This is a genomic window from Pseudomonas sp. AU11447, from assembly GCF_001672555.2.
GTDB classification, from domain to species: domain Bacteria; phylum Pseudomonadota; class Gammaproteobacteria; order Pseudomonadales; family Pseudomonadaceae; genus Pseudomonas; species Pseudomonas nitroreducens.
The window spans coordinates 111,706-131,110 of sequence record NZ_LZDG02000017.1; the positions used below are offsets into that span (position 1 = coordinate 111,706).

Below are 19,405 nucleotides of genomic sequence, written 5' to 3' on the forward strand. Positions count from 1 at the left end.
GGTTTACCAGCGGCCGGAGGCCCCGCCGCCGCCGCTGGAACCACCGCCGCCACGGAAGCCTCCACCGCCGCCACCTCCACGCCCGCCGCGGCCGATCGAGCTGATGATCGTCATGAGCAGTTGCAGCACGCCCATGGTCAGCCACATCGGCGGCAGGAAGAAGATGTACAGCACCAGCGGGATCGAGAAGGCGCCGATCAACTGCTGTTGCAGCGCGGCGGGATTGGCTTCGCTGACCAGCAGCACGCCAGCGGCGATGCCGCCCACCAGCACGCTGCACAGCAGGTAGCGGCCCATGCTGCGCTGGCGCATCCAGGACACCGGCAACAGCATGCCCAGCAGCGGCACGCCGATCAGCAGGCCGAGTAGCGCTGCCAGGCGGGTGGGCGGGACTTCCTCGGCGGCCGTCGCGTTGCGGTTCGAGTAGGCGTCGCTGTAGTTTTCCGCCGGGCCGGTATGTGGCAATTCGTCTTCGCTGCCGTCTGGCGGCGTGGTTGCGGCGGAGGGCGGTTCGATCAGTGCGATCAGACTGTCGACGCCGGCCTGGATGCCGCCAGCGAAGTCACCTTTCTGAAAGAAGGGCACGATCTGTTCGCGGATGATCCGGCCGGCCTGCACGTCGGTGATGGTGCCTTCCAGCCCGTAGCCGACTTCGATGCGCAGCGTACGGTCATTCTTTGCAACCACCAGCAGCACGCCGTCATCGACACCCTTGCGGCCCAGCTTCCATTGCTCGAAAGCGCGCACCGCGTAGTCCTCGATGCTGTCCTCGCCAGTGGTGGGGACCAGCAGTACGGCGATTTGCGCGCCCTTGCGTTGCTCCAGGCCGGCGAGCTGGCTTTCCAGCTGCGCGCGCTGCCCGGCATCGAGGGTCTGGGTGAGGTCGGTGATGCGGGCGCTGAGCGGCGGAATGGCGACCGGCGCCGCCTGCAGCACGACCGCCCAGCACAGCAGCAGGGCGGCCAGCAGCCAGCGCGGCAGGGTCATTGTGCGGGCTGCGCCGGCGCGTTGCCGAAGTCCACTTTAGGCGCGGTGGAAATGGCAGCTTCGTTCTCGACGCTGAAGTTGGCCTTGGGCTTGTAGCCGAAGATCTTCGCGGTGATCACCTGCGGGAACTGGCGAATCATCACGTTGTATTCCTGCACGGCCTTCACATAGCGGCCACGGGCGACAGTGATGCGGTTCTCGGTGCCTTCGAGCTGGGTCAGCAGGTCCTTGAACAGGCCGTCAGCCTTGAGCTGCGGGTAGTTTTCCGAGACCACCAGCAAGCGTGACAGCGCCGAGCTGAGCTGCCCCTGGGCCTGCTGGAAGCGCTTGACCGCTTCCGGGTCGTCGAGCTGGTCGGCATTCAGGGTGGTGCTGCCGACCTTGGCACGGGCCTCGGTCACCTGGGTCAGCACGCTCGCCTCATGGGCGGCGTAGCCCTTCACGGTGCTGACCAGGTTGGGGATCAGGTCGGCGCGGCGCTGGTACTGGTTGAGCACTTCCGACCAGGCGGCCTTCACCCCTTCGTCGCCGGATTGCATGGCGTTGTAGCCGCAACCGGAGAGCAGGGTGACGAGGATGTAAGCGGTCAGGAACTTGATCAGGCGTGGCATGGCAGAGGCTCGTGCTGGCGAAAAGGCCCAGTCTAGGCCAGTTATGGCTGAGGAGGCAGGTGGAAATGTCCGAAACAGCCAGCGCTTGCCCCTCATGGGGTGGCTCGGGGTAGAATTGTACTGGTCTATACCAGGAGTTCGTTTTCGTGCTCGCCACTACCCTGGTGCTGCTGGCCGCCCTGCTGCACGCCACCTGGAACACCCTCGTCAAGTTCAGCAACGACCGCCTGCTGGTGGTTGCGTGCATGGACATGGTCGGCCTCGCCGCCGCGCTGCTCCTGCTGCCCTGGATCGAGATTCCTCCTGCTGAAGTCTGGCCCTGGCTGCTGGCCGCCGTGTCGCTGCAACTGGTCTATCGCGTGCTGCTGATCCAGGCCTACAAGGTCGGCGACCTGGGCCTGGTCTATCCGCTGATGCGCGGGCTGTCGCCGTTGGTGGTGCTGGCGCTGACCCTCTACTTCGGCGGCGAGCACCTGACTGACAAGCAGATCCTCGGCATCCTGCTGATCCCGGTCGGCATGCTGTTCCTGCTCAAGGGCGGTGGCGGCTCGAAGCTGCCGTGGATCGCCTATCCCACGGTGCTGCTGATGGGCCTGTGCATCGGCAGTTACACCTGGACCGACGGCAACGCGCTCAAGCTCTGGCCCAAGCCGCTCGACTACCTGGTGTGGCTGTCGCTGCTCTCCGGTCTGCCGTTCCCGCTGGTGGCCCTGTTCGGCCGAACCCGCGCCTTCGCCAAGTTCTGGATCAACGACTGGAAGCTCGGCCTGAGCGTCGGTTTCTGCGTGCTGCTCAGCTACGGGCTGGTGCTCTGGGCCATGCAACTGGGCTCTATCGCCGAGGCCGCCGCGCTGCGCGAGACCAGCGTGCTGCTGGTGGTGCTGTTCGGCATGCGCTTTCTCAAGGAACCCTTCGGCCTGCCACGCCTGGCGGCGTGCAGCCTGGTGCTGGCGGGCATGCTGGTGATGAAACTCTGAGGATTGGCTCGCGCTACGGAGCAACCCGCCAAGCCGGTCAAGGACGCGGCGTGCGGCGATGACCTAAGCTGCGCGCTTTCCCCTCGACGAGAGTCCCGCCATGCCCATTGCCTTCTGGTGCGTCCTGATCGCGATCTTCCTGCCTTACGTCGGCACCAGCATCGCCAAGTTCACCGGCGGCGGCTTTGGCCCCCGGCAGAACCACGACCCGCGCACCTTCCTCGCCAGCCTGGAGGGCTATCGCAAGCGCGCCAACGCCTTCCAGATGAACAGCTTCGAGGTGACCCCGGCCTTCGCCGCGGCGGTGATCATCGCCTACCTGGTGAACAACGCCGAGCCCGCCACCATCGACCGCCTGGCCATCGCCTGGGTCACCAGCCGCCTGCTTTACCTGATCTTCTACATCGCCGACCTGGCGCTGCTGCGCTCGCTGGCGTGGTTCCTCGGCATGGCGCTGATCATCGCGATCTTCGTCGTTTCCGCCTGACCCGACGCTGCCTGAACGGCAGCTGAACGAATGGCGCGGCGCTGCGGCGGATGGCCGCAGCGACCGGCACGCGGTCTGGATCATTCGGGGAACGGGGCGGATAATCCGGCGCTTCCGTGTCTGGCCGTCCTACAAGAGTCCCCCCATGAAGTTGAAGACCCTGCTCGTTCTGCTGCTGGCCGGTACCGCGCTTGCCGGCTGCCATCGCCTGGACCCCAACTCGCCGGAGTACAAGCGCCAGGCGGTGTTCAAGGAGATGCTCAAGACCAGCGAGGACATGGGCGGCATGTTGCGCGGTCGAATTCCGTTCGACGCGGACAAGTTCCGGGCCAACTCGACCAAGCTGGGTGAACTGGCCGACAAGCCCTGGCAGTACTTCCCCACTACCCAGCCGCCAGCTGACAAGGTGGAAAGCGACGACACCCGCGCCAAGGCAGAAATCTGGCAGCGCCAGCTGGAGTTCCAGGCCGACGCCAAGACCTTCGAACAGGCCGTCCGCGCCCTGGGCGAAAACACCCGCAATGCCGCGCCGACGCCTGAAGGCGTGCGCAAGGACTTCGCCGCGGTGGAAGACGCCTGCGAAGCCTGCCACAAGAAATTCCGCGCGCTCTGACGCGCGCTTTTTTGTAGGGTCGAGCTGACTCGCGAACGAGCCAGTTCGATCCTGCAGGTTCATTCCTCCAGTTCGCGCTTGGCCTGCTCCAGTTCGGCGCGGGCTTCGGCCAGCTTGTCCTTGCGCTTCTCGATCTTCTCGGCGTCACCCTTGTTCATCGCCTTGCGCAGGTCCTTCTCGCGCTGGGCGACTTCCTTCTCCGCGTCCAGCACATTCTGCTTGCGCTCCTGCGTGAGGCTGGCGTCGGTGCAATAGGTCTTCACCTTTTCCAGGGCGGTCTGCAGGCCGGCGATGCGGTTGCCGTTGCCTTGGGCCTTGGCCTGTTCGAGCTGGTTTTCGAGAGCGGCGCGCTTGGCGGCGCAGCCGGTCAGCGGTTGCCCGGACGCCTCGGCGGCGAGTAGCGGGCTGGCGCAGCCGAGGGCGAGTACGGCGGCCATCAGGGCAGAGCTTCGGAACATTTTCGGAGTCCTTGGTTACCAAACACTATGACGTTGGAGTCAACGGCTAGAGTTTGCCATGGACGGGAGCGCAAGGGGCTGCCCCAGGGCAATGCCTCCGAATCTGGCCCGGACTCGCAATGCCCGCCGGGCGGGCAAGGAGAGGCGGTATGCGGGTGGCGATGCGGATGGTGCAGGTACTCATCGCGCTGTGGGTGCTGGCGCTGCTGGTGGGCGGCTGGTGGTACGTACCCGGCGAGCTGACGCAGCGGCCGACGCTGACCGGCAGCAGCGAGGATGCCTCGGTGCGCCAGGGCCAGCGCCGCCGCAGCTATGTGCTCTACGTGCCGCAGAAATTGGCCGAGCGCCCGGCGCTGCTGGTGGTGCTGCACAGCTCGCAGAGTAACGGCGAGCGCATGCGCCGCGACAGCGGCTACCGCTTCGACGCGCTGGCAGATCGCGACGGTTTCCTGGTGCTCTACCCCGATGGTTTCGAAGGCCATTGGAACGACTGCCGGCGGGCCGCCTCCTACAGCGCCCGGCAATTGAATATCGATGACGTCGGCTTTCTCTCGGACATGATCGCCCGCCTGCAGCGCGAGCGCAGCGTCGATCCTGCGAGGGTCTTCGTTACGGGCTATTCCAATGGTGGGCAGATGGCCTTGCGGATGGCGGCGGAAGCACCGGACAAGGTCGATGGCGTCGCCGCGGTGGCTGCCAGCCTGCCGAGCACCGACAACGATGCCTGCCGTCCCGCCGAGCAGCCCAAGGCGGCGCTGTTGATGAATGGCACGCGGGACCCGATCAATCCCTACGCGGGTGGTCGGGTGACGTTGTTCGGCTTCGGTGACCGGGGCAATGTGCTGTCCGCCGAAGATTCCGCTCTGGCGTTGGCGAAGCGCAATGGTTTGGGAGGCGAGCCGCAGGTGGACAAGCTGACCCAGCCGGGGCCGGTGTGGGCACAGCGGCAGCGCTGGGCTGTCGGCGACGGGCCACCCGTGGAGCTGGTGACGGTGTTCGGCGGCGGGCATCTGATTTCGCAGCCGCTTTACCGGCCGCCGCGCATGCTCGGCCAGGTCGATCCGCAACTGGATGGGCCGGCTGAAATCTGGCGATTCTTCAGCGATCTCTCACCTGGCGAGCAGCCACATAGCGAGCAGCCGTTCTAGAGTTCGATCACCCGACAGGGATCGAAGCCGCTGTCCTCTCCGGGGTAAGCGCCGGGGTTGGCGACGATGCGACCCCGGCCGACGCGGTAGTCCAGGCATTCGTGAACGTGACCGTGGATCCACAGGTCACAGCGCTCGACCAGTGTTTCCAGGTTCGAAGCGAAGGCCGGCGACAGGGCATCGCCCACGTAATGCGCCGGAATCGAGCGCGCGCTGGGTGCGTGGTGGGTGACCACCACCGTGGGCCCGGCGGAGGGTTGGGCCAGCTCCGCTTCCAGCCATCGGCAGGTCGCCGCGCAGATATCGGCGCTCATGCCTGGAGTGAAGGGTTGGGTGAAGTAGTCGACCGTAGTGAAGTCCGGCATGAGCAATTGGGCCTGCTCGTAGGCCAGTTCAGATGCGTGCTTGCCATAGAGCTGAAAGTCGGTCCACAGCGTCGCGCCGAGAAAGCGGACGCCCCCCAGGACCACGGCATCCTGTTCCAGGAAGTGGATATCCAATGCTCGCGCCAGGTTGCGCATGGCCTGGGTCAGTTCGGGCAAGTCGGAGTGATAGAACTCGTGGTTGCCGGCGACGTAGATGATTTCGCTGTCAGGAAATTCCTCACGCGCCCAGTGCAGACCTTGCAGGTGTTCATGAATATCGCCGGCCAGCACAACCACGTCCGCTGCGGCCTGCGGTAACTCGCGGCGGCCGTTGGGGAAGTGTTCGTGGTGCAGGTCGGAAAGGACTCTCAGACGCATGGCGTGTAACTGACGTGTAGGAATCAGCCGAGCATAGCGAAGGATGATGCCTTTGACATGGGTCATGGCATTGCCGATGTCTCTCTAAAACCCCTACGAAATTAAGGGATGATTCAGAAGGTTCCTTCAGCTTCCGCTTGGGCCCGCTGTTCCGGCGCCCCAAGGAGGACTCATGAAACTCATCTGGATCGTACTGTTGGCCGTCGTGGCCACCTTTGGCCTGGCCCTGTTCGTCGACCCGCCAGCGACGCTGGACATCTGGGTCGTGCGCAAGCAGGCCATTCTCTTCACTGGCGTCGCGTCTTTCGCACTGATGTCGCTGATCATGTTGCTGGCGGTGCGCCCGGTGTGGCTGGAGAAGCCGCTCGATGGCCTCGACCGCATGTACCGCGCGCACAAGTGGGCGGGCATCCTGGCCATCGTGCTGGGCCTGCTGCACTACCTGATGGAGCTGGGTGGGCCGCTGCTCGCCGAGTTCTTCGCCAAGCCGGCCAAGGGGCCGCGCGTGGAAACCTTCCTCGACGTATTCCGCGGGTCGGCCAAGGACCTGGGCGAGTGGTCGGCCTGGCTGCTGGCGGCAATGCTGGTCATTACGCTCTGGCAGCGCTTCCCCTACCACTTGTGGCGCTATGTCCACAAAACCCTTGCGGTGGTCTATCTGGTGCTTGCTTTCCATGGCGTGGTGCTCGCGCCGGCTGGCTACTGGGCGCAACCGGTCGGCTGGCTGGTGGCACTCTGCGCCGCAGTGGGCAGCCTGTGTGCGCTCTGGGCGCTGACCGGGCAGATCGGCCGCCGACGCACCCATGAGGGTGTCGTGGTAGCGGTCGAGCGTCCCGGCGAGCGGATGCTGGAAGTGACCTGCAAGTTGCAGGGGCGTTGGCAGCACCGCGCCGGGCAATTCGCTTTCCTCACCTGCAACCGCCTGGAAGGCCAGCATCCCTTCACCATTTCCAGCGGCGACCTGGGCAACGGCGAGGTGCGCTTCAGCATCAAGGCATTGGGGGACTACACACAGCGCCTTCAGAGTGGGCTGAAGGTCGGTGATCCGGTGAAGGTAGAGGGGCCCTACGGTTGCTTCGATTTTCGCCGCGACAAGGGCGAACGGCAGGTCTGGATAGCCGGTGGTATCGGTATTACACCGTTCCTGGCGTGGCTCGATTCACTGCAGGCGCGGCCGGATGATTGCCCGGAGGTGACGCTGCTGTACTGCGTGCGCTCGCCGTCCGATGCCATCTATGCCGGTCGCCTGCGTGAGCTGTGCGCGAAGTTGCCGCGCATCGATCTGCGTGTGCATTACAGCGAGAGCGAAGGCTACCTGCAGGCAGCCGACCTGGGCCTGCAGCCCGGTGTGCACGGGCGTTGGCCGAGCGTGTGGTTCTGCGGCCCGCAGGCGCTGGCCGAGCTGCTGCGCCGGGACCTGCGCCGCCAGGGCATGCCGAGCAACCGCTTCCACCAGGAAGCCTTCCAGATGCGCTGAAGCGCTCAGAAACCGGCAACGCCGAGGTCGTGCAGTTGCGCGCGCAATTGCACGACTGCCGGCGCTTTGAAGAAGGCTTCCAGTTGTGCCGCGCGCACCTTGCCTATGCCTGGTTGCACCTGCCACTGCACTGCGTCGCGGGCCGCCAGTGCGGGCCAGTCGTCTCCCGCAGGATGGGCGTTGGGGGACGGTGCACCCAGTGCACGCAGCCAAGTAGCGAACGATCGCTGACGAGCGAGCTGGAATTGCTGATGCAGACTCGCTGCACTTCGCTCACCGAGTCCGGGAACCTGGCTCAGTTGCTCTGGCGTCAGCGTCATCCAGGCAAGCATCCCCGTCAGTAGCCCGGCTTCGTGCAGCCGTCTCCAGGTGCCCGCTCCGACACCGGCTAGCCCTAGCCCGTTCTTTCCGCCGAGCCATTCCAGGCGGGCGAGGAACTGTTCCTCGCAGCCCTCCGTGGGCTGCCAGCAGGAGAGGGCGTTGAACTGGTCGTCTTCTGGTGCGGCCATGTCGGGACGAGTCGGCGAGCGCCAGACCACGCCGTCGAGTCGTGGAATGGTCAGTCCGGCCAGGGCGATGGCGACCTGGTCGCCGGGGCGGATGTCCAGGCTGCGCCAGCGCTTGAGCGAGCCGACGCCGACGCGCTGGATGGTTCGCCCGTCCAATTCCACCGGGGCCAGATGCAGCACAGGTGTCACCCGGCCGCTGCGGCCGACCTTGAACGCCACGCGACGAACCTCCGCCAGTGCCTGTTGATGCGGATACTTCCACGCCACCGCCCAGCCCGGCGCCTGTGCGCTCCAGGCCTTGCCCGGTGGCCGGCGGCCCTGGCGGATGACAATGCCATCGCTGGCGAAGGGCAGCGGCTGGCGATACCAGCGCTCGCGCCAGGACTCGATTTCAGATTGCCCTGTCACCGGCTCGGTCAGGTTGGCACTGTCATCGAATCCCAGCTGGCGCAGGCGTGCCAGGCGCCCTGGCATGTCCAGTGGACCATCCGGCAGCTCCCAGACGAACAGGCCGATCTGTGCGCCTTCGTCGCCCAACTCCTTGCGGGCCATCAGGCCGGCGATCTTGCCGCGGGCACCTGCGCCGCCCTGCAACGCTTGCACATGCTGTGGCAGTCGCCAGTACAGCTCGCCTTGCAGTACCAGATGGCCTGGTTTGCCGGGTAACTGCCTGGGGATAGCGTCGATCCGTTGCGCGTTGGCGGTCCAGTCCTGCCCGGCGCTGCCGTCGCCGCGGCTGATTGCCTGGCTGAAGCGACCGTCGCGGTAGATCAGCGTGACGGCTACGCCGTCGACCTTGGGCTGCACCCAGAGGTCGGTGCGATTGGCCAGCCAACTGCGCACGGCCGAGGCATCGGGAAGTTTGTCGAGGCCGGTGTGGGCGAAGGGATGGCGGTTCGTCCCCGCGCTGCTGGCCAACGGCGACTCGGGGGCCGCGTGGACTTGCGGGAAACAGTCCTGCCACTGAGTCAGTCGTTCGCGTGCCTGGTCGTAAAGCTCATCGGCCACGGGTGACTTTCCGTCCCGGTGGTAGGCGTCATCCCACTGCGCCAGCTGCCCGCGGAGTGCCTCGATCTGCCGAGGCGCTTGCTCGGTCGGCCAGTCGGGGCAGGCACGAACGGTAAGAGGAAGGCAAAACAGAAAGGTGATGGCGAGGCGGAGCATGGCGAGAGACCGTGCAGTGGAAACCCGCAAGGCAAGGAGCCGAAAGCGGCGATCGATGCCGGAATGAGCGTGGATTCTTCGCCAAGGCTTGTGGGAGATCAGAAACGAAAAAGCCCCGCCGAGGCGGGGCTTTTTCCTGCTACCGAGCCTTACAGGCCGGCGGCATCACGCAGGGCGGCGGCCTTGTCGGTGCGCTCCCAGGTGAAGGCGGTGAAGGTGTCACCGTCGTAGGTCATTTCGAACGGGTTGCGGCCGAAGTGGCCGTAGGCTGCGGTCGGCTGGTACATCGGGTGCAGCAGGTCGAGCATCTTGGTGATCGCGTACGGACGCAGGTCGAAGTGCTCGCGGACCAGTTGGATGATCTTGTCATCGCTGATCTTGCCGGTGCCGAAGGTGTTGATCGAGATGGAGGTCGGCTGGGCTACGCCGATGGCGTAGGACACCTGGATCTCGCAGCGCTCCGCCAGGCCGGCGGCAACGATGTTCTTGGCCACATAGCGACCGGCATAGGCTGCAGAACGGTCGACCTTGGACGGGTCCTTGCCGGAGAACGCGCCGCCGCCGTGACGGGCCATGCCGCCGTAGGAGTCGACGATGATCTTGCGGCCGGTCAGGCCGCAGTCGCCTACCGGGCCACCGATCACGAAGTTGCCGGTCGGGTTGATGTGGAACTGGGTGTCCTTGTGCAGCAGTTCGGCCGGCAGCACCTGCTTGATGATCAGCTCCATCACGCCTTCGCGCAGGTCCTTGTAGCTGACTTCCGGGTTGTGCTGGGTGGACAGCACGATGGCGTCGATGCCGACAACCTTGCCGCCTTCGTAGCGGCAGGTGACCTGGGACTTGGCATCCGGACGCAGCCACGGCAGCAGGCCGGATTTGCGGGCCTCGGCCTGGCGCTCCACCAGACGGTGGGAGAAGCAGATCGGCGCCGGCATCAGCACGTCGGTTTCGTTGCTGGCGTAGCCGAACATCAGGCCTTGGTCGCCTGCGCCCTGGTCTTCGGGCTTGGCGCGATCGACGCCCTGGTTGATGTCGACAGACTGCTTGCCGATGATGTTCAGCACGCCGCAGGTGGCACCGTCGAAGCCGACGTCGGAGCTGTTGTAGCCGATGTCGATGATGACCTTGCGCACCAGATCTTCCAGGTCGACCCAGGCGGAGGTGGTGACTTCACCGGCGATGATCGCGACACCGGTCTTCACCAGGGTTTCGCAGGCCACGCGGGCGTATTTGTCCTTCGCGATGATGGCGTCGAGCACCGCATCGGAAATCTGGTCCGCGATCTTGTCCGGATGGCCTTCGGAGACGGATTCGGAGGTGAAAACTGAGTATTCGCTCATCTAACGGTTCCTATCATTTACCGGTGGGTGAGGACGCTTCGCGAATCCGGTTTGGCGAAGTGCCGCACCTGGATCTGAAAGCCATTGCGTAAACCGATGTAAACACTTTCGCCGGACGCGAGCCCGGCGGCGTCGGCCCAACGGGCCAGGTCTTCCTGTTCGAACCCCAGCCAGAGATCACCACAGGCCTCGCGGGCCCAGCTCTGGTCGTGGCTGCAGAGTTCGGTCACCAGCAGGCTGCCACCGGGTTTCACCAGGTGCGCCAGCTGCTTCACGGCTTCCGCCGGTGCGGCGAAGTGATGCAGCACCATGTTCAGCACCACGCAATCCGCCGCGTCGTCGACGTCCTGCAGGGCGTCGCCCAGCCGCAGCCGGACGTTGTTCAAACCATCGCTGGCGCAACGTTGCCGCGCCATTTCAAGCATGGTCTCGCTGTTGTCCAGCGCCGTGACCTGATCGAAACGCCGGGCCAGCTCGGGGAGAAACCCGCCGTCGCCGGGGCCGACTTCCAGCGCCGTGGCGCCGGCGGCGAAGCTCAGTGCATCGAGCAGCGCCAGTACGCTTTCGCGGTATTGCGGCAGTCCTGCGATCAGGTCCTGGGTCGCCTGGAACTTTTCCGCACTGCGGGCGAAGTAGTCGCGACTCACGGCGGCACGTTGGGCGTGTACGCCGTCGACACGGGCGCTGACGTCATCGGCCAGTGCCAGTTCGTCCACTTCTTCTAGCAGCGCTCCGTGCAGCGTGCCGCCCAGGCTTTCGCCCTGGGGCAGGGCGCGGCGATAGAAGATCGCGTTGCCTTCGCGGCGGGTGGCAACCAGGCCGGCCTGGGCCAGCACCTTCAGGTGATGGCTCATGCCCGACTGACGCACGCCGAAGATATGCGCCAGCTCCAGTACGCCGAACGAATCGTTGGCCAGCACCCGCAGGACGTTCAGCCGCAGCGGATCGCCGCCGGCCTTGCACAGGGCAGCCAGCTGGTCGCAATCGTCGTGGCGGATTTCGGGCAGGCGCAGACTCATGGGTTGCGCAGTCTAGTCATGGCATTCGGGGCGGGCAAGGGCTGTATCAAAAAGTTTTGATATTGCCGGATGAGTGGTTTTTGATCAGTTCGCGGCGATAAACCGGTGCCCTGTGTCAGCCATCTGCCGATCTGTCATTGCCCCGCGGGGCCCGGCTGGGCGAAAATACCGGCCTTTTTTCATTCCCTTCGATCTTTCGAAGCAGCCCCCGCAGGAGATTCAGCGATGCCCAGCCGTCGTGAGCGAGCCAACGCCATCCGCGCACTGAGCATGGATGCCGTGCAGAAAGCCAACAGCGGCCATCCTGGCGCTCCCATGGGCATGGCGGATATCGCCGAAGTCCTCTGGCGCGACTACCTCAAGCACAACCCGAGCAACCCGCAGTGGGCCGACCGTGACCGCTTCGTGCTGTCCAACGGCCACGGCTCGATGCTGATCTACTCGCTGCTGCACCTCACCGGCTACGACGTCACCGTCGATGACCTGAAGAACTTCCGCCAGATGCACTCGCGTACCCCGGGCCACCCGGAGTACGGCTACACCGCTGGCGTCGAGACCACCACCGGCCCGCTGGGCCAGGGCATCGCCAATGCCGTGGGCATGGCGCTGGCCGAAAAAGTGCTGGCCGCGCAGTTCAACCGCGATGGCCACAGCATCGTCGACCACTACACCTACGCCTTCCTGGGCGACGGCTGCATGATGGAGGGCATCTCCCATGAAGTCGCCTCGCTGGCCGGCACCCTGCGCCTGAACAAGCTGATCGCCTTCTACGACGACAACGGCATCTCCATCGATGGCGAAGTCCACGGCTGGTTCACCGACGACACCCCGAAACGCTTCGAAGCCTACGGCTGGCAGGTGATCCGCAACGTCGACGGGCATGATGCCGACGAGATCAAGACCGCCATCGACACCGCCCGCAAGAGCGACGCGCCGACCCTGATCTGCTGCAAGACCATCATCGGCTTCGGTTCGCCCAACAAGCAGGGCAAGGAAGAAAGCCACGGCGCCGCCCTGGGCGTCGACGAAGTGGCCGCCACCCGCGCCGCGCTGGGCTGGAACCACGCCCCGTTCGAGATTCCGGCAGACATCTACGCCGAGTGGAGCGCCAAGGACAACGGTGCCACCCGCGAAGCCGAGTGGAACAAGCGCTTCGCTGCCTATCAGGCCGCGCACCCGGAACTGGCCGCCGAGTTCGAGCGTCGCGTGGCCGGTGAACTGCCGGCCGACTTCGCCGAGAAGGCCGCCGCCTACGTCGCCGACGTCGCCCTGAAAGGCGAGACCATCGCCAGCCGCAAGGCCAGCCAGAACGCCCTGAACGCCTTTGGCCCGCTGCTGCCGGAACTGCTGGGCGGCTCCGCCGACCTCGCCGGCTCCAACCTGACCCTGTGGAAGGGCTGCAAGGGCGTGAGCGCCGACGACGCCAACGGCAACTACCTGTTCTACGGCGTGCGCGAATTCGGCATGAGCGCCATCATGAACGGCGTGGCCCTGCACGGCGGCTTCATCCCCTACGGCGCAACCTTCCTGATCTTCATGGAATACGCCCGCAACGCGGTGCGCATGTCCGCCCTGATGAAGCAGCGCGTGCTGTACGTGTTCACCCACGACTCCATCGGTCTGGGCGAAGACGGCCCGACCCACCAGCCGATCGAGCAGCTGGCCAGCCTGCGCCTGACCCCGAACCTGGACACCTGGCGCCCGGCCGATGCCGTGGAGTCCGCGGTGGCCTGGAAGTACGCCATCGAGCGCGCTGACGGCCCGTCCGCGCTGATCTTCAGCCGCCAGAACCTGCCGCACCAGCCGCGTGACGCCGCCCAACTGGCCGACGTTGCCCGCGGTGCCTACGTGCTGAAGGACTGCGATGGCGAGCCGGAGCTGATCCTGATCGCCACCGGCTCCGAAGTCGGCCTGGCCGTGCAGGCGTTCGACAAGCTCAGCGCCGAAGGCCGCAAGGTACGCGTGGTCTCCATGCCGTCCACCAGCGTCTTCGATCAGCAGGACGCCGGCTACAAGCAGGCCGTGCTGCCGGTTCAAGTGGCCGCGCGTATCGCCATCGAGGCCGCCCACGCCGACTACTGGTACAAGTACGTTGGCCTGGAAGGCCGCGTCATCGGCATGACCACCTTCGGTGAGTCGGCCCCGGCCCCGGCGCTGTTCGAGCACTTCGGCTTCACCGTCGAGAACGTGCTGGAAGTCGCCGCCGAGCTGCTCGAAGCCTGATCGAGGCTTCATTGTAGGAGCGAGCTTGCTCGCGAACCGCTTCGCTCGGTTCACGAGCAAGCTCGCTCCTATGAAGATCACCAAGGGATAACAATGTCCAAGCGCCCTTACCGAGTTGCCCTCAACGGCTATGGCCGCATCGGCCGCTGCGTGTTCCGTGCCCTGCACGAGCGCGGCGCCAAGGCCGGTTTCTCCATCGTCGCCCTGAACGACCTGGCGGACCTGGCCAGTCTCGAATACCTGACCCGTTTCGACTCCACCCACGGCCGCTTCCCCGGCGAGGTGAGCGTGGCCGACGGCTGCCTGCACGTGGGCGGTGATTGCGTGAAGGTGTTCCGCGAGGCCGAGCCCGAGGCTATCGACTGGCGCGCCCTGGATGTCGACCTCGTGCTGGAGTGCTCGGGCGTCTATAACACTCGCGCCGATGGCGAGCGCTTCCTTGCGGCCGGCGCGCCCCGCGTATTGTTCTCCCAGCCGATGGCCAGCGAGGCGGACATCGACGCCACCGTGGTCTTCGGCATCAACCAGCAGGGCCTCTCCGGTGCCGAAACGCTGGTTTCCAACGCCTCCTGCACCACCAACTGCAGCGTGCCGTTGCTCAAGCTGCTGAACGAGGCGGTGGGCATCGAGTACGTCTCGATCACTACCATCCACTCGGCGATGAACGACCAGCCGGTGATCGACGCCTACCACCACGAAGACCTGCGCCGCACGCGTTCGGCCTTCCAGTCGGTGATCCCGGTATCCACGGGGCTGGCGCGGGGTATCGAGCGCCTGCTGCCGGAACTCGCCGGGCGAATCCAGGCCAAAGCCATTCGGGTACCGACGGTGAACGTCTCGGCCCTGGACATCACCCTGCAGGTCTCCCGCGATACGTCCGCCGAGGAGATCAACCGCGTGCTGCGCCAAGCCGCCGCCGAAGGCCCGCTGAAAGGCCTGCTGGCGTACACCGAGCTGCCCCACGCCAGCTGCGATTTCAATCATGACCCGCACTCGGCCATCGTCGATGGCAGCCAGACCCGCGTTTCCGGCCCTCGCCTGGTGAACGTGCTGGCCTGGTTCGACAACGAGTGGGGGTTCGCCAACCGCATGCTCGACACCGCAGGGCACTTCCTGCACGTCGCCGCTACTGAACGTTAATCAAACAGCCCCTACAGGACTGACTGTCATGACCGTGTTGAAGATGACCGACCTCGACCTCCAAGGTAAGCGCGTATTGATCCGCGAAGACCTCAACGTTCCGGTGAAGGACGGTGTGGTCAAGAGCGACGCGCGCATCCTGGCCTCGCTGCCGACCATCAAGCTGGCCCTGGAGAAGGGCGCGGCGGTGATGGTCTGCTCGCACCTGGGCCGCCCGACCGAAGGTGAATACTCCGAAGAGAACAGCCTGCAGCCGGTCGCCGACTACCTGTCCAAGGCCCTGGGGCGCGCAGTGCCGCTGATCAAGGACTACCTGGGTGGCGTCGACGTGGAGCCGGGTGAAGTCGTGCTGTTCGAGAACGTGCGCTTCAACAAGGGCGAGAAGAAGAACGCCGACGAACTGGCCCAGCAATACGCTGGCCTGTGCGACGTGTTCGTCATGGATGCCTTCGGCACCGCCCACCGCGCCGAGGGTTCCACCCACGGCGTGGCCAAGTTCGCCAAGGTCGCCGCGGCGGGCCCGCTGCTGGCCGCCGAGCTGGAAGCCCTGGGTAAGGCCCTGGGCAACCCGGCGCGCCCGATGGCCGCCATCGTTGCCGGTTCCAAGGTGTCCACCAAGCTCGACGTGCTGAACAGCCTGGCGCTGATCTGCGACCAACTGATCGTCGGCGGCGGCATCGCCAACACCTTCCTCGCCGCGGCGGGCCACAAGGTCGGCAAGTCGCTGTACGAAGCGGATCTGGTCGACACTGCCAAGGCCATTGCCGCCAAGGTCAGCGTACCGCTGCCGGTGGACGTGGTGGTTGCCAAGGAATTCGCCGAGACCGCCGTTGCTACCGTCAAGGACATCGCTGACGTGGCCGACGACGACATGATCCTGGATATCGGCCCGAAGACTGCCGCACAGTTCGCCGAGCTGCTGAAGACCTCCAAGACCATTCTCTGGAACGGTCCGGTCGGCGTGTTCGAGTTCGACCAGTTCGGCGAAGGCACCAAGACACTGGCCAAGGCCATCGCCGAAGGCTCCGCCTTCAGCATCGCCGGCGGTGGCGACACCCTGGCTGCCATCGACAAATACGGCATCGGCGAGCAGATCTCCTACATTTCCACCGGTGGTGGCGCCTTCCTCGAGTTCGTCGAGGGCAAGGTCCTGCCGGCCGTCGAAGTGCTGGAACAGCGCGCCAAGGCCTGAGCCGGCGCGCTGCTGGGGCGACAGTAAAGCAAACCTCCGCGACATCCTCGGGTCACAAGCCTTGTACGGATGCCAAGGAGAACGGTCATGCGAGCTGTCACCCCTCTGTTGTCGTTTTGCCTCGTGCTGGTGGGTTGCGCCGGAGGCGGCGGAACGCCTAGTACCTGTGAAGTGATGAGCCCGCCCTCGGTCATGGTGCCTTCGGACCAGAACCGCGAGCGGGTGGAAAGCCAGAGTAGCGGCGATCCGACTCCTGACCGGAAGCCGGTGAACTGCCCCTGAGGCGTCGCCCCGGCGGTCGGGATCACGAACTGGCAGTGCCGCCCGCGCCCTGGCGCAGGCGGCACTGGCGTTCCTGCGGCGGGACGGGCAATCTGGCGCATTGGATATCCGGCGGCGCGTCCGCCCGAAGGAGAGTCGCCCGATGCTGCGTTATATCGTCCCGGCCCTGGCCCTATTGCTGGTGGCGGGCTGCTCGAGCCATTCGTCCGGCGGCAAGTCGGCTTCGGGCAGTGGCTGGAACCACTGGGTCTGCGACAGCAAGGCCGAGGTGCAGTGGCGCTACGTCGATCCCAGCAAGTCGGTGGTCGACCTGAAGCTGGGTGAGGACGACGTGGTCCATCACCTGGAAGAGGAACCCGGCGGCTCCGGCGCTTTCTATAGCGACGGGCTGATCGGCTTGAGCATCAAAGGCGACCAGGGCCTGGTCTACTGGGTCGAGAGCAACGACCTGATCGGCCGTGGTTGCAAGGCGCCCTGAGCGCCGATTGTCCGGCGTGTGCCGGAAGACTTGAACACGGCCTGCCCCTGCGGCAGGCTTCCAAACATGTAGTTAAGGGGCTCGTGTAACCGAGCCTGACTTCTGGGAGAAGCGAAGACCATGGCACTCATCAGCATGCGCCAAATGCTGGACCACGCCGCCGAGTTCGGCTACGGCGTTCCGGCTTTCAACGTCAACAACCTGGAGCAGATGCGCGCCATCATGGAAGCGGCCGACAAGACCGATTCCCCGGTGATCGTGCAGGCCTCCGCCGGTGCCCGCAAATACGCCGGTGCGCCTTTCCTGCGCCACCTGATCCTCGCGGCCATCGAAGAATTCCCGCACATCCCGGTGTGCATGCACCAGGACCACGGCACCAGCCCTGACGTCTGCCAGCGCTCCATCCAGCTGGGCTTCAGCTCGGTGATGATGGACGGCTCGCTGAAGGAAGACGGCAAGACCCCGGCTGACTACGAGTACAACGTCCGTGTGACCCAGCAGACCGTTGCCTTCGCCCACGCCTGCGGTGTGTCCGTGGAAGGTGAGCTGGGCTGCCTGGGCTCCCTGGAAACCGGCATGGCTGGCGAAGAAGACGGCGTTGGCGCCGAAGGCGTGCTGGACCACAGCCAACTGCTGACCGACCCGGAAGAAGCTGCGGACTTCGTCAAGAAGACCCAGGTCGACGCCCTGGCCATCGCCATCGGCACTAGCCACGGCGCCTACAAGTTCACCAAGCCGCCGACCGGCGACGTGCTTTCCATCGAGCGCATCAAGGAAATCCACAAGCGTATCCCCAACACCCACCTGGTGATGCACGGCTCCTCTTCGGTGCCGCAAGAGTGGCTGAAGGTGATCAACGAGTTCGGCGGCGACATCAAGGAAACCTACGGCGTGCCGGTCGAGGAAATCGTCGAAGGCATCAAGCATGGCGTGCGTAAGGTCAACATCGACACCGACCTGCGCCTGGCTTCCACCGGTGCCATCCGCCGCATGATGGCCGAGCAGCCGAGCGAGTTCGACCCGCGCAAGTTCTTCGCCAAGACCATCGTCGCCATGCGTGATATCTGCATCGCTCGCTACGAAGCCTTCGGCACCGCCGGTCACGCCTCGAAGATCAAGCCGATCTCCCTGGAAGGCATGTTCCAGCGTTACGCCAAGGGTGAGCTGGTGTCGAAGGTCAACTGATCTCGAGCCCGGTCCCGCTCTCGCTCTGTTTCTGAAGAGTTGAAGAGCTGAAGAGCTGAAGAGCCCCGCCCTGCGGGGCTCTTTCATATCCGCCAGAAGGAAATCGCCGATGTTGCGCGCCTTGCTTTCCGTCTTGCTGCTGGCGCTTCTCGCGGGTTGCTCGTTGCACCCGACACAGCCGCCTGCGCCAGCGCCCAAGCCGCCCGTGGAGTTGCCCGTGGATGCGCAGAACTGCCTGACGCACCAGGAGTGCACGCTGAAGACCTCGCGCACCTTGCTGTTCGTCTTCGATTACGCGGAAGCGGGCGCCGCGCTGGTGGAAAATGAAAACCGCGTGCTCAGTACCCTGGAAAAGGCGCCGAAGAAGGGCTGGCCGGCGATCCGCATCCAGTTGGCTGATCCGGACGGCGGTCGCTTCGAGTTCTCCAGCGAATGCCGGCAGAAGCGCTGCCGTATCAAGGAATCGCGCCTGCTCAGCTGCTACCGTATTTATCTGGACGGAAAGGCCTGCCGGTTCCGCTGAGCGCTGGTGCTCCGGCCGGATGGGCTCTGGAGGCACGATGACGGATGTACACGGCAGTGCGCGGGAGGGGTTCTCCCGCGAAGCGAAGACCTACGCTCACGGGCGCCCGGACTATCCCGACGAGCTGCTGGGCTGGCTCGGCGAAGAGCTGGAGATCGGCACGGGCAGGAGCGTTGTCGATCTCGGTGCAGGCACCGGGAAGTTCACCACGCTACTGCTGCGCACGGGGGCGCAGGTCACCGCCATCGAGCCGGTGGCGGCGATGCGAGAGCAGCTCAGTGCGGCGCTGCCCGCCGTGAAGGCGCTGAATGGCACGGCGCAGGCGATACCTCTGGCGGCAGAGAGCGTCGATGCGCTGACTTGCGCCCAGGCCTTCCACTGGTTCGCCGACGAGCGGGCGCTGGAGGAAATCCATCGCGTCCTGCGGCCGGGCGGCCACTTGGGCCTGGTCTGGAACGTGCGCGACGAGCGGGTCGACTGGGTGGCCCAGGTGACGCGGATTCTCGAACGCTACGAGGGCAGCACGCCGCGTTTCCATACCGGGCAATGGCGCCGCGCCTTCGCCGGGTCGCGTTTCGAGGACTTGCGCCTGCGTGAGTTCAGCTACCAGCACATTGGCCCGCCGGAGCAGGTCATTGTTGCGCGCACCCTCTCGGTGAGCTTCATCGCGGCGCTGCCCGACGAGCAAAAGCAGCGTGTCGCCGAACAGCTGCACGAGCTGATCGCCACGCATCCGGCGCTGAAGGGGCGTAGCGAAGTCGCTTTCCCTTACCGTACCGAGGCCTATAGCACCCGCGCGCTGGCCTGATCGGTGAATGCGGTAGACTGGCGGACGTTTCCTCCGCCAGT

The 19,405-nt window shown here is 65.4% G+C and carries 19 protein-coding genes; 12 read left to right on the forward strand and 7 right to left on the reverse strand.

Annotated elements, in window-relative coordinates; all coding sequences use genetic code 11:
* Nucleotides 1-3: 3 nt before the first annotated feature.
* Both A6723_RS01205 and A6723_RS01210 read right to left on the reverse strand, forming a co-directional pair.
* Entirely contained in the window at nt 4-987 is a 984-nt protein-coding gene (locus tag A6723_RS01205) for a YgcG family protein (protein WP_054911271.1), read from the reverse strand.
* On the reverse strand, nt 984-1,598 hold the full coding sequence (locus A6723_RS01210; protein WP_037011389.1) for a LemA family protein: 615 nt from the start codon (nt 1,596-1,598) through the stop codon (nt 984-986). The genes A6723_RS01205 and A6723_RS01210 overlap by 4 nt, the downstream gene beginning before the upstream one ends.
* A gap of 146 nt (nt 1,599-1,744) precedes the next feature.
* Here A6723_RS01210 and A6723_RS01215 point away from each other — a divergent pair, with 146 nt between their 5' ends.
* The 3 genes from A6723_RS01215 (at nt 1,745) to A6723_RS01225 (ending at nt 3,675) form a co-directional block, all read left to right on the forward strand.
* Entirely contained in the window at nt 1,745-2,575 is an 831-nt protein-coding gene (locus tag A6723_RS01215) for an EamA family transporter (RefSeq protein ID WP_054911272.1), read from the forward strand.
* A 100-nt stretch (nt 2,576-2,675) separates the two neighbouring features.
* The gene (locus A6723_RS01220) at nt 2,676-3,062 is read left to right on the forward strand and encodes an MAPEG family protein (protein WP_054911273.1); all 387 of its coding nucleotides are present in this window, start codon (nt 2,676-2,678) and stop codon (nt 3,060-3,062) included.
* Between the two features lie 145 nt (nt 3,063-3,207).
* Complete coding sequence (locus A6723_RS01225; protein ID WP_054911274.1) at nt 3,208-3,675, forward strand: cytochrome c; 468 nt, start codon at nt 3,208-3,210, stop codon at nt 3,673-3,675.
* A gap of 59 nt (nt 3,676-3,734) precedes the next feature.
* On the opposite strand, the gene A6723_RS01230 is transcribed toward A6723_RS01225, so the two are convergent.
* Nucleotides 3,735-4,133 (reverse strand): DUF1090 domain-containing protein, encoded by a 399-nt coding sequence (locus A6723_RS01230; protein WP_054911275.1) that lies wholly within the window; start codon nt 4,131-4,133, stop codon nt 3,735-3,737.
* A gap of 149 nt (nt 4,134-4,282) precedes the next feature.
* Between A6723_RS01230 and A6723_RS01235 the strand changes: the two genes are divergently transcribed.
* Complete coding sequence (locus A6723_RS01235; RefSeq protein WP_054911276.1) at nt 4,283-5,281, forward strand: PHB depolymerase family esterase; 999 nt, start codon at nt 4,283-4,285, stop codon at nt 5,279-5,281.
* Here A6723_RS01235 and A6723_RS01240 read toward each other — a convergent pair.
* Nucleotides 5,278-6,024: a metallophosphoesterase gene (locus tag A6723_RS01240; protein ID WP_054911281.1), complete on the reverse strand. Its 747-nt coding sequence runs from the start codon at nt 6,022-6,024 to the stop codon at nt 5,278-5,280. The two genes, A6723_RS01235 and A6723_RS01240, sit on opposite strands and share 4 nt — an antisense overlap.
* Before the next feature lie 172 nt (nt 6,025-6,196).
* Between A6723_RS01240 and A6723_RS01245 the strand changes: the two genes are divergently transcribed.
* A complete protein-coding gene (locus A6723_RS01245) occupies nt 6,197-7,501 on the forward strand; it encodes a ferric reductase-like transmembrane domain-containing protein (protein WP_054911277.1) in 1,305 nt (434 codons plus the stop codon).
* Nucleotides 7,502-7,506: 5 nt separating this feature from the next.
* Here A6723_RS01245 and ligB read toward each other — a convergent pair whose 3' ends face one another.
* The 3 genes from ligB to A6723_RS01260 all read right to left on the reverse strand — a co-directional run bounded on the left by ligB (nt 7,507) and on the right by A6723_RS01260 (nt 11,533).
* On the reverse strand, nt 7,507-9,174 hold the full coding sequence (ligB, locus tag A6723_RS01250; RefSeq protein ID WP_054911278.1) for an NAD-dependent DNA ligase LigB: 1,668 nt from the start codon (nt 9,172-9,174) through the stop codon (nt 7,507-7,509).
* 149 nt (nt 9,175-9,323) lie between these two features.
* On the reverse strand, nt 9,324-10,514 hold the full coding sequence (metK, locus tag A6723_RS01255; RefSeq protein ID WP_054911279.1) for a methionine adenosyltransferase: 1,191 nt from the start codon (nt 10,512-10,514) through the stop codon (nt 9,324-9,326).
* Between the two features lie 17 nt (nt 10,515-10,531).
* Nucleotides 10,532-11,533, reverse strand: a complete 1,002-nt coding sequence (locus tag A6723_RS01260) for a metalloregulator ArsR/SmtB family transcription factor (protein WP_045215932.1) — start codon at nt 11,531-11,533, stop codon at nt 10,532-10,534.
* Between the two features lie 225 nt (nt 11,534-11,758).
* On the opposite strand from A6723_RS01260, the gene tkt reads away from it, so the two are divergent.
* The 7 genes from tkt (at nt 11,759) to A6723_RS01295 (ending at nt 19,364) form a co-directional block, all read left to right on the forward strand.
* Nucleotides 11,759-13,756 (forward strand): transketolase, encoded by a 1,998-nt coding sequence (gene tkt / locus A6723_RS01265; protein WP_054911078.1) that lies wholly within the window; start codon nt 11,759-11,761, stop codon nt 13,754-13,756.
* 93 nt (nt 13,757-13,849) lie between these two features.
* Nucleotides 13,850-14,896, forward strand: a complete 1,047-nt coding sequence (gene epd / locus A6723_RS01270; RefSeq protein WP_054911079.1) for an erythrose-4-phosphate dehydrogenase — start codon at nt 13,850-13,852, stop codon at nt 14,894-14,896.
* Between the two features lie 28 nt (nt 14,897-14,924).
* Entirely contained in the window at nt 14,925-16,088 is a 1,164-nt protein-coding gene (locus tag A6723_RS01275; protein WP_064979538.1) for a phosphoglycerate kinase, read from the forward strand.
* Between the two features lie 424 nt (nt 16,089-16,512).
* Nucleotides 16,513-16,848: an MliC family protein gene (locus A6723_RS01280; protein ID WP_054911081.1), complete on the forward strand. Its 336-nt coding sequence runs from the start codon at nt 16,513-16,515 to the stop codon at nt 16,846-16,848.
* Between the two features lie 120 nt (nt 16,849-16,968).
* Nucleotides 16,969-18,033 (forward strand): class II fructose-bisphosphate aldolase, encoded by a 1,065-nt coding sequence (fba, locus tag A6723_RS01285; RefSeq protein WP_024764154.1) that lies wholly within the window; start codon nt 16,969-16,971, stop codon nt 18,031-18,033.
* Nucleotides 18,034-18,142: 109 nt separating this feature from the next.
* Entirely contained in the window at nt 18,143-18,556 is a 414-nt protein-coding gene (locus A6723_RS01290; RefSeq protein WP_054911082.1) for a hypothetical protein, read from the forward strand.
* A gap of 37 nt (nt 18,557-18,593) precedes the next feature.
* Nucleotides 18,594-19,364: a class I SAM-dependent methyltransferase gene (locus A6723_RS01295; RefSeq protein WP_054911083.1), complete on the forward strand. Its 771-nt coding sequence runs from the start codon at nt 18,594-18,596 to the stop codon at nt 19,362-19,364.
* Nucleotides 19,365-19,405: the final 41 nt, after the last annotated feature.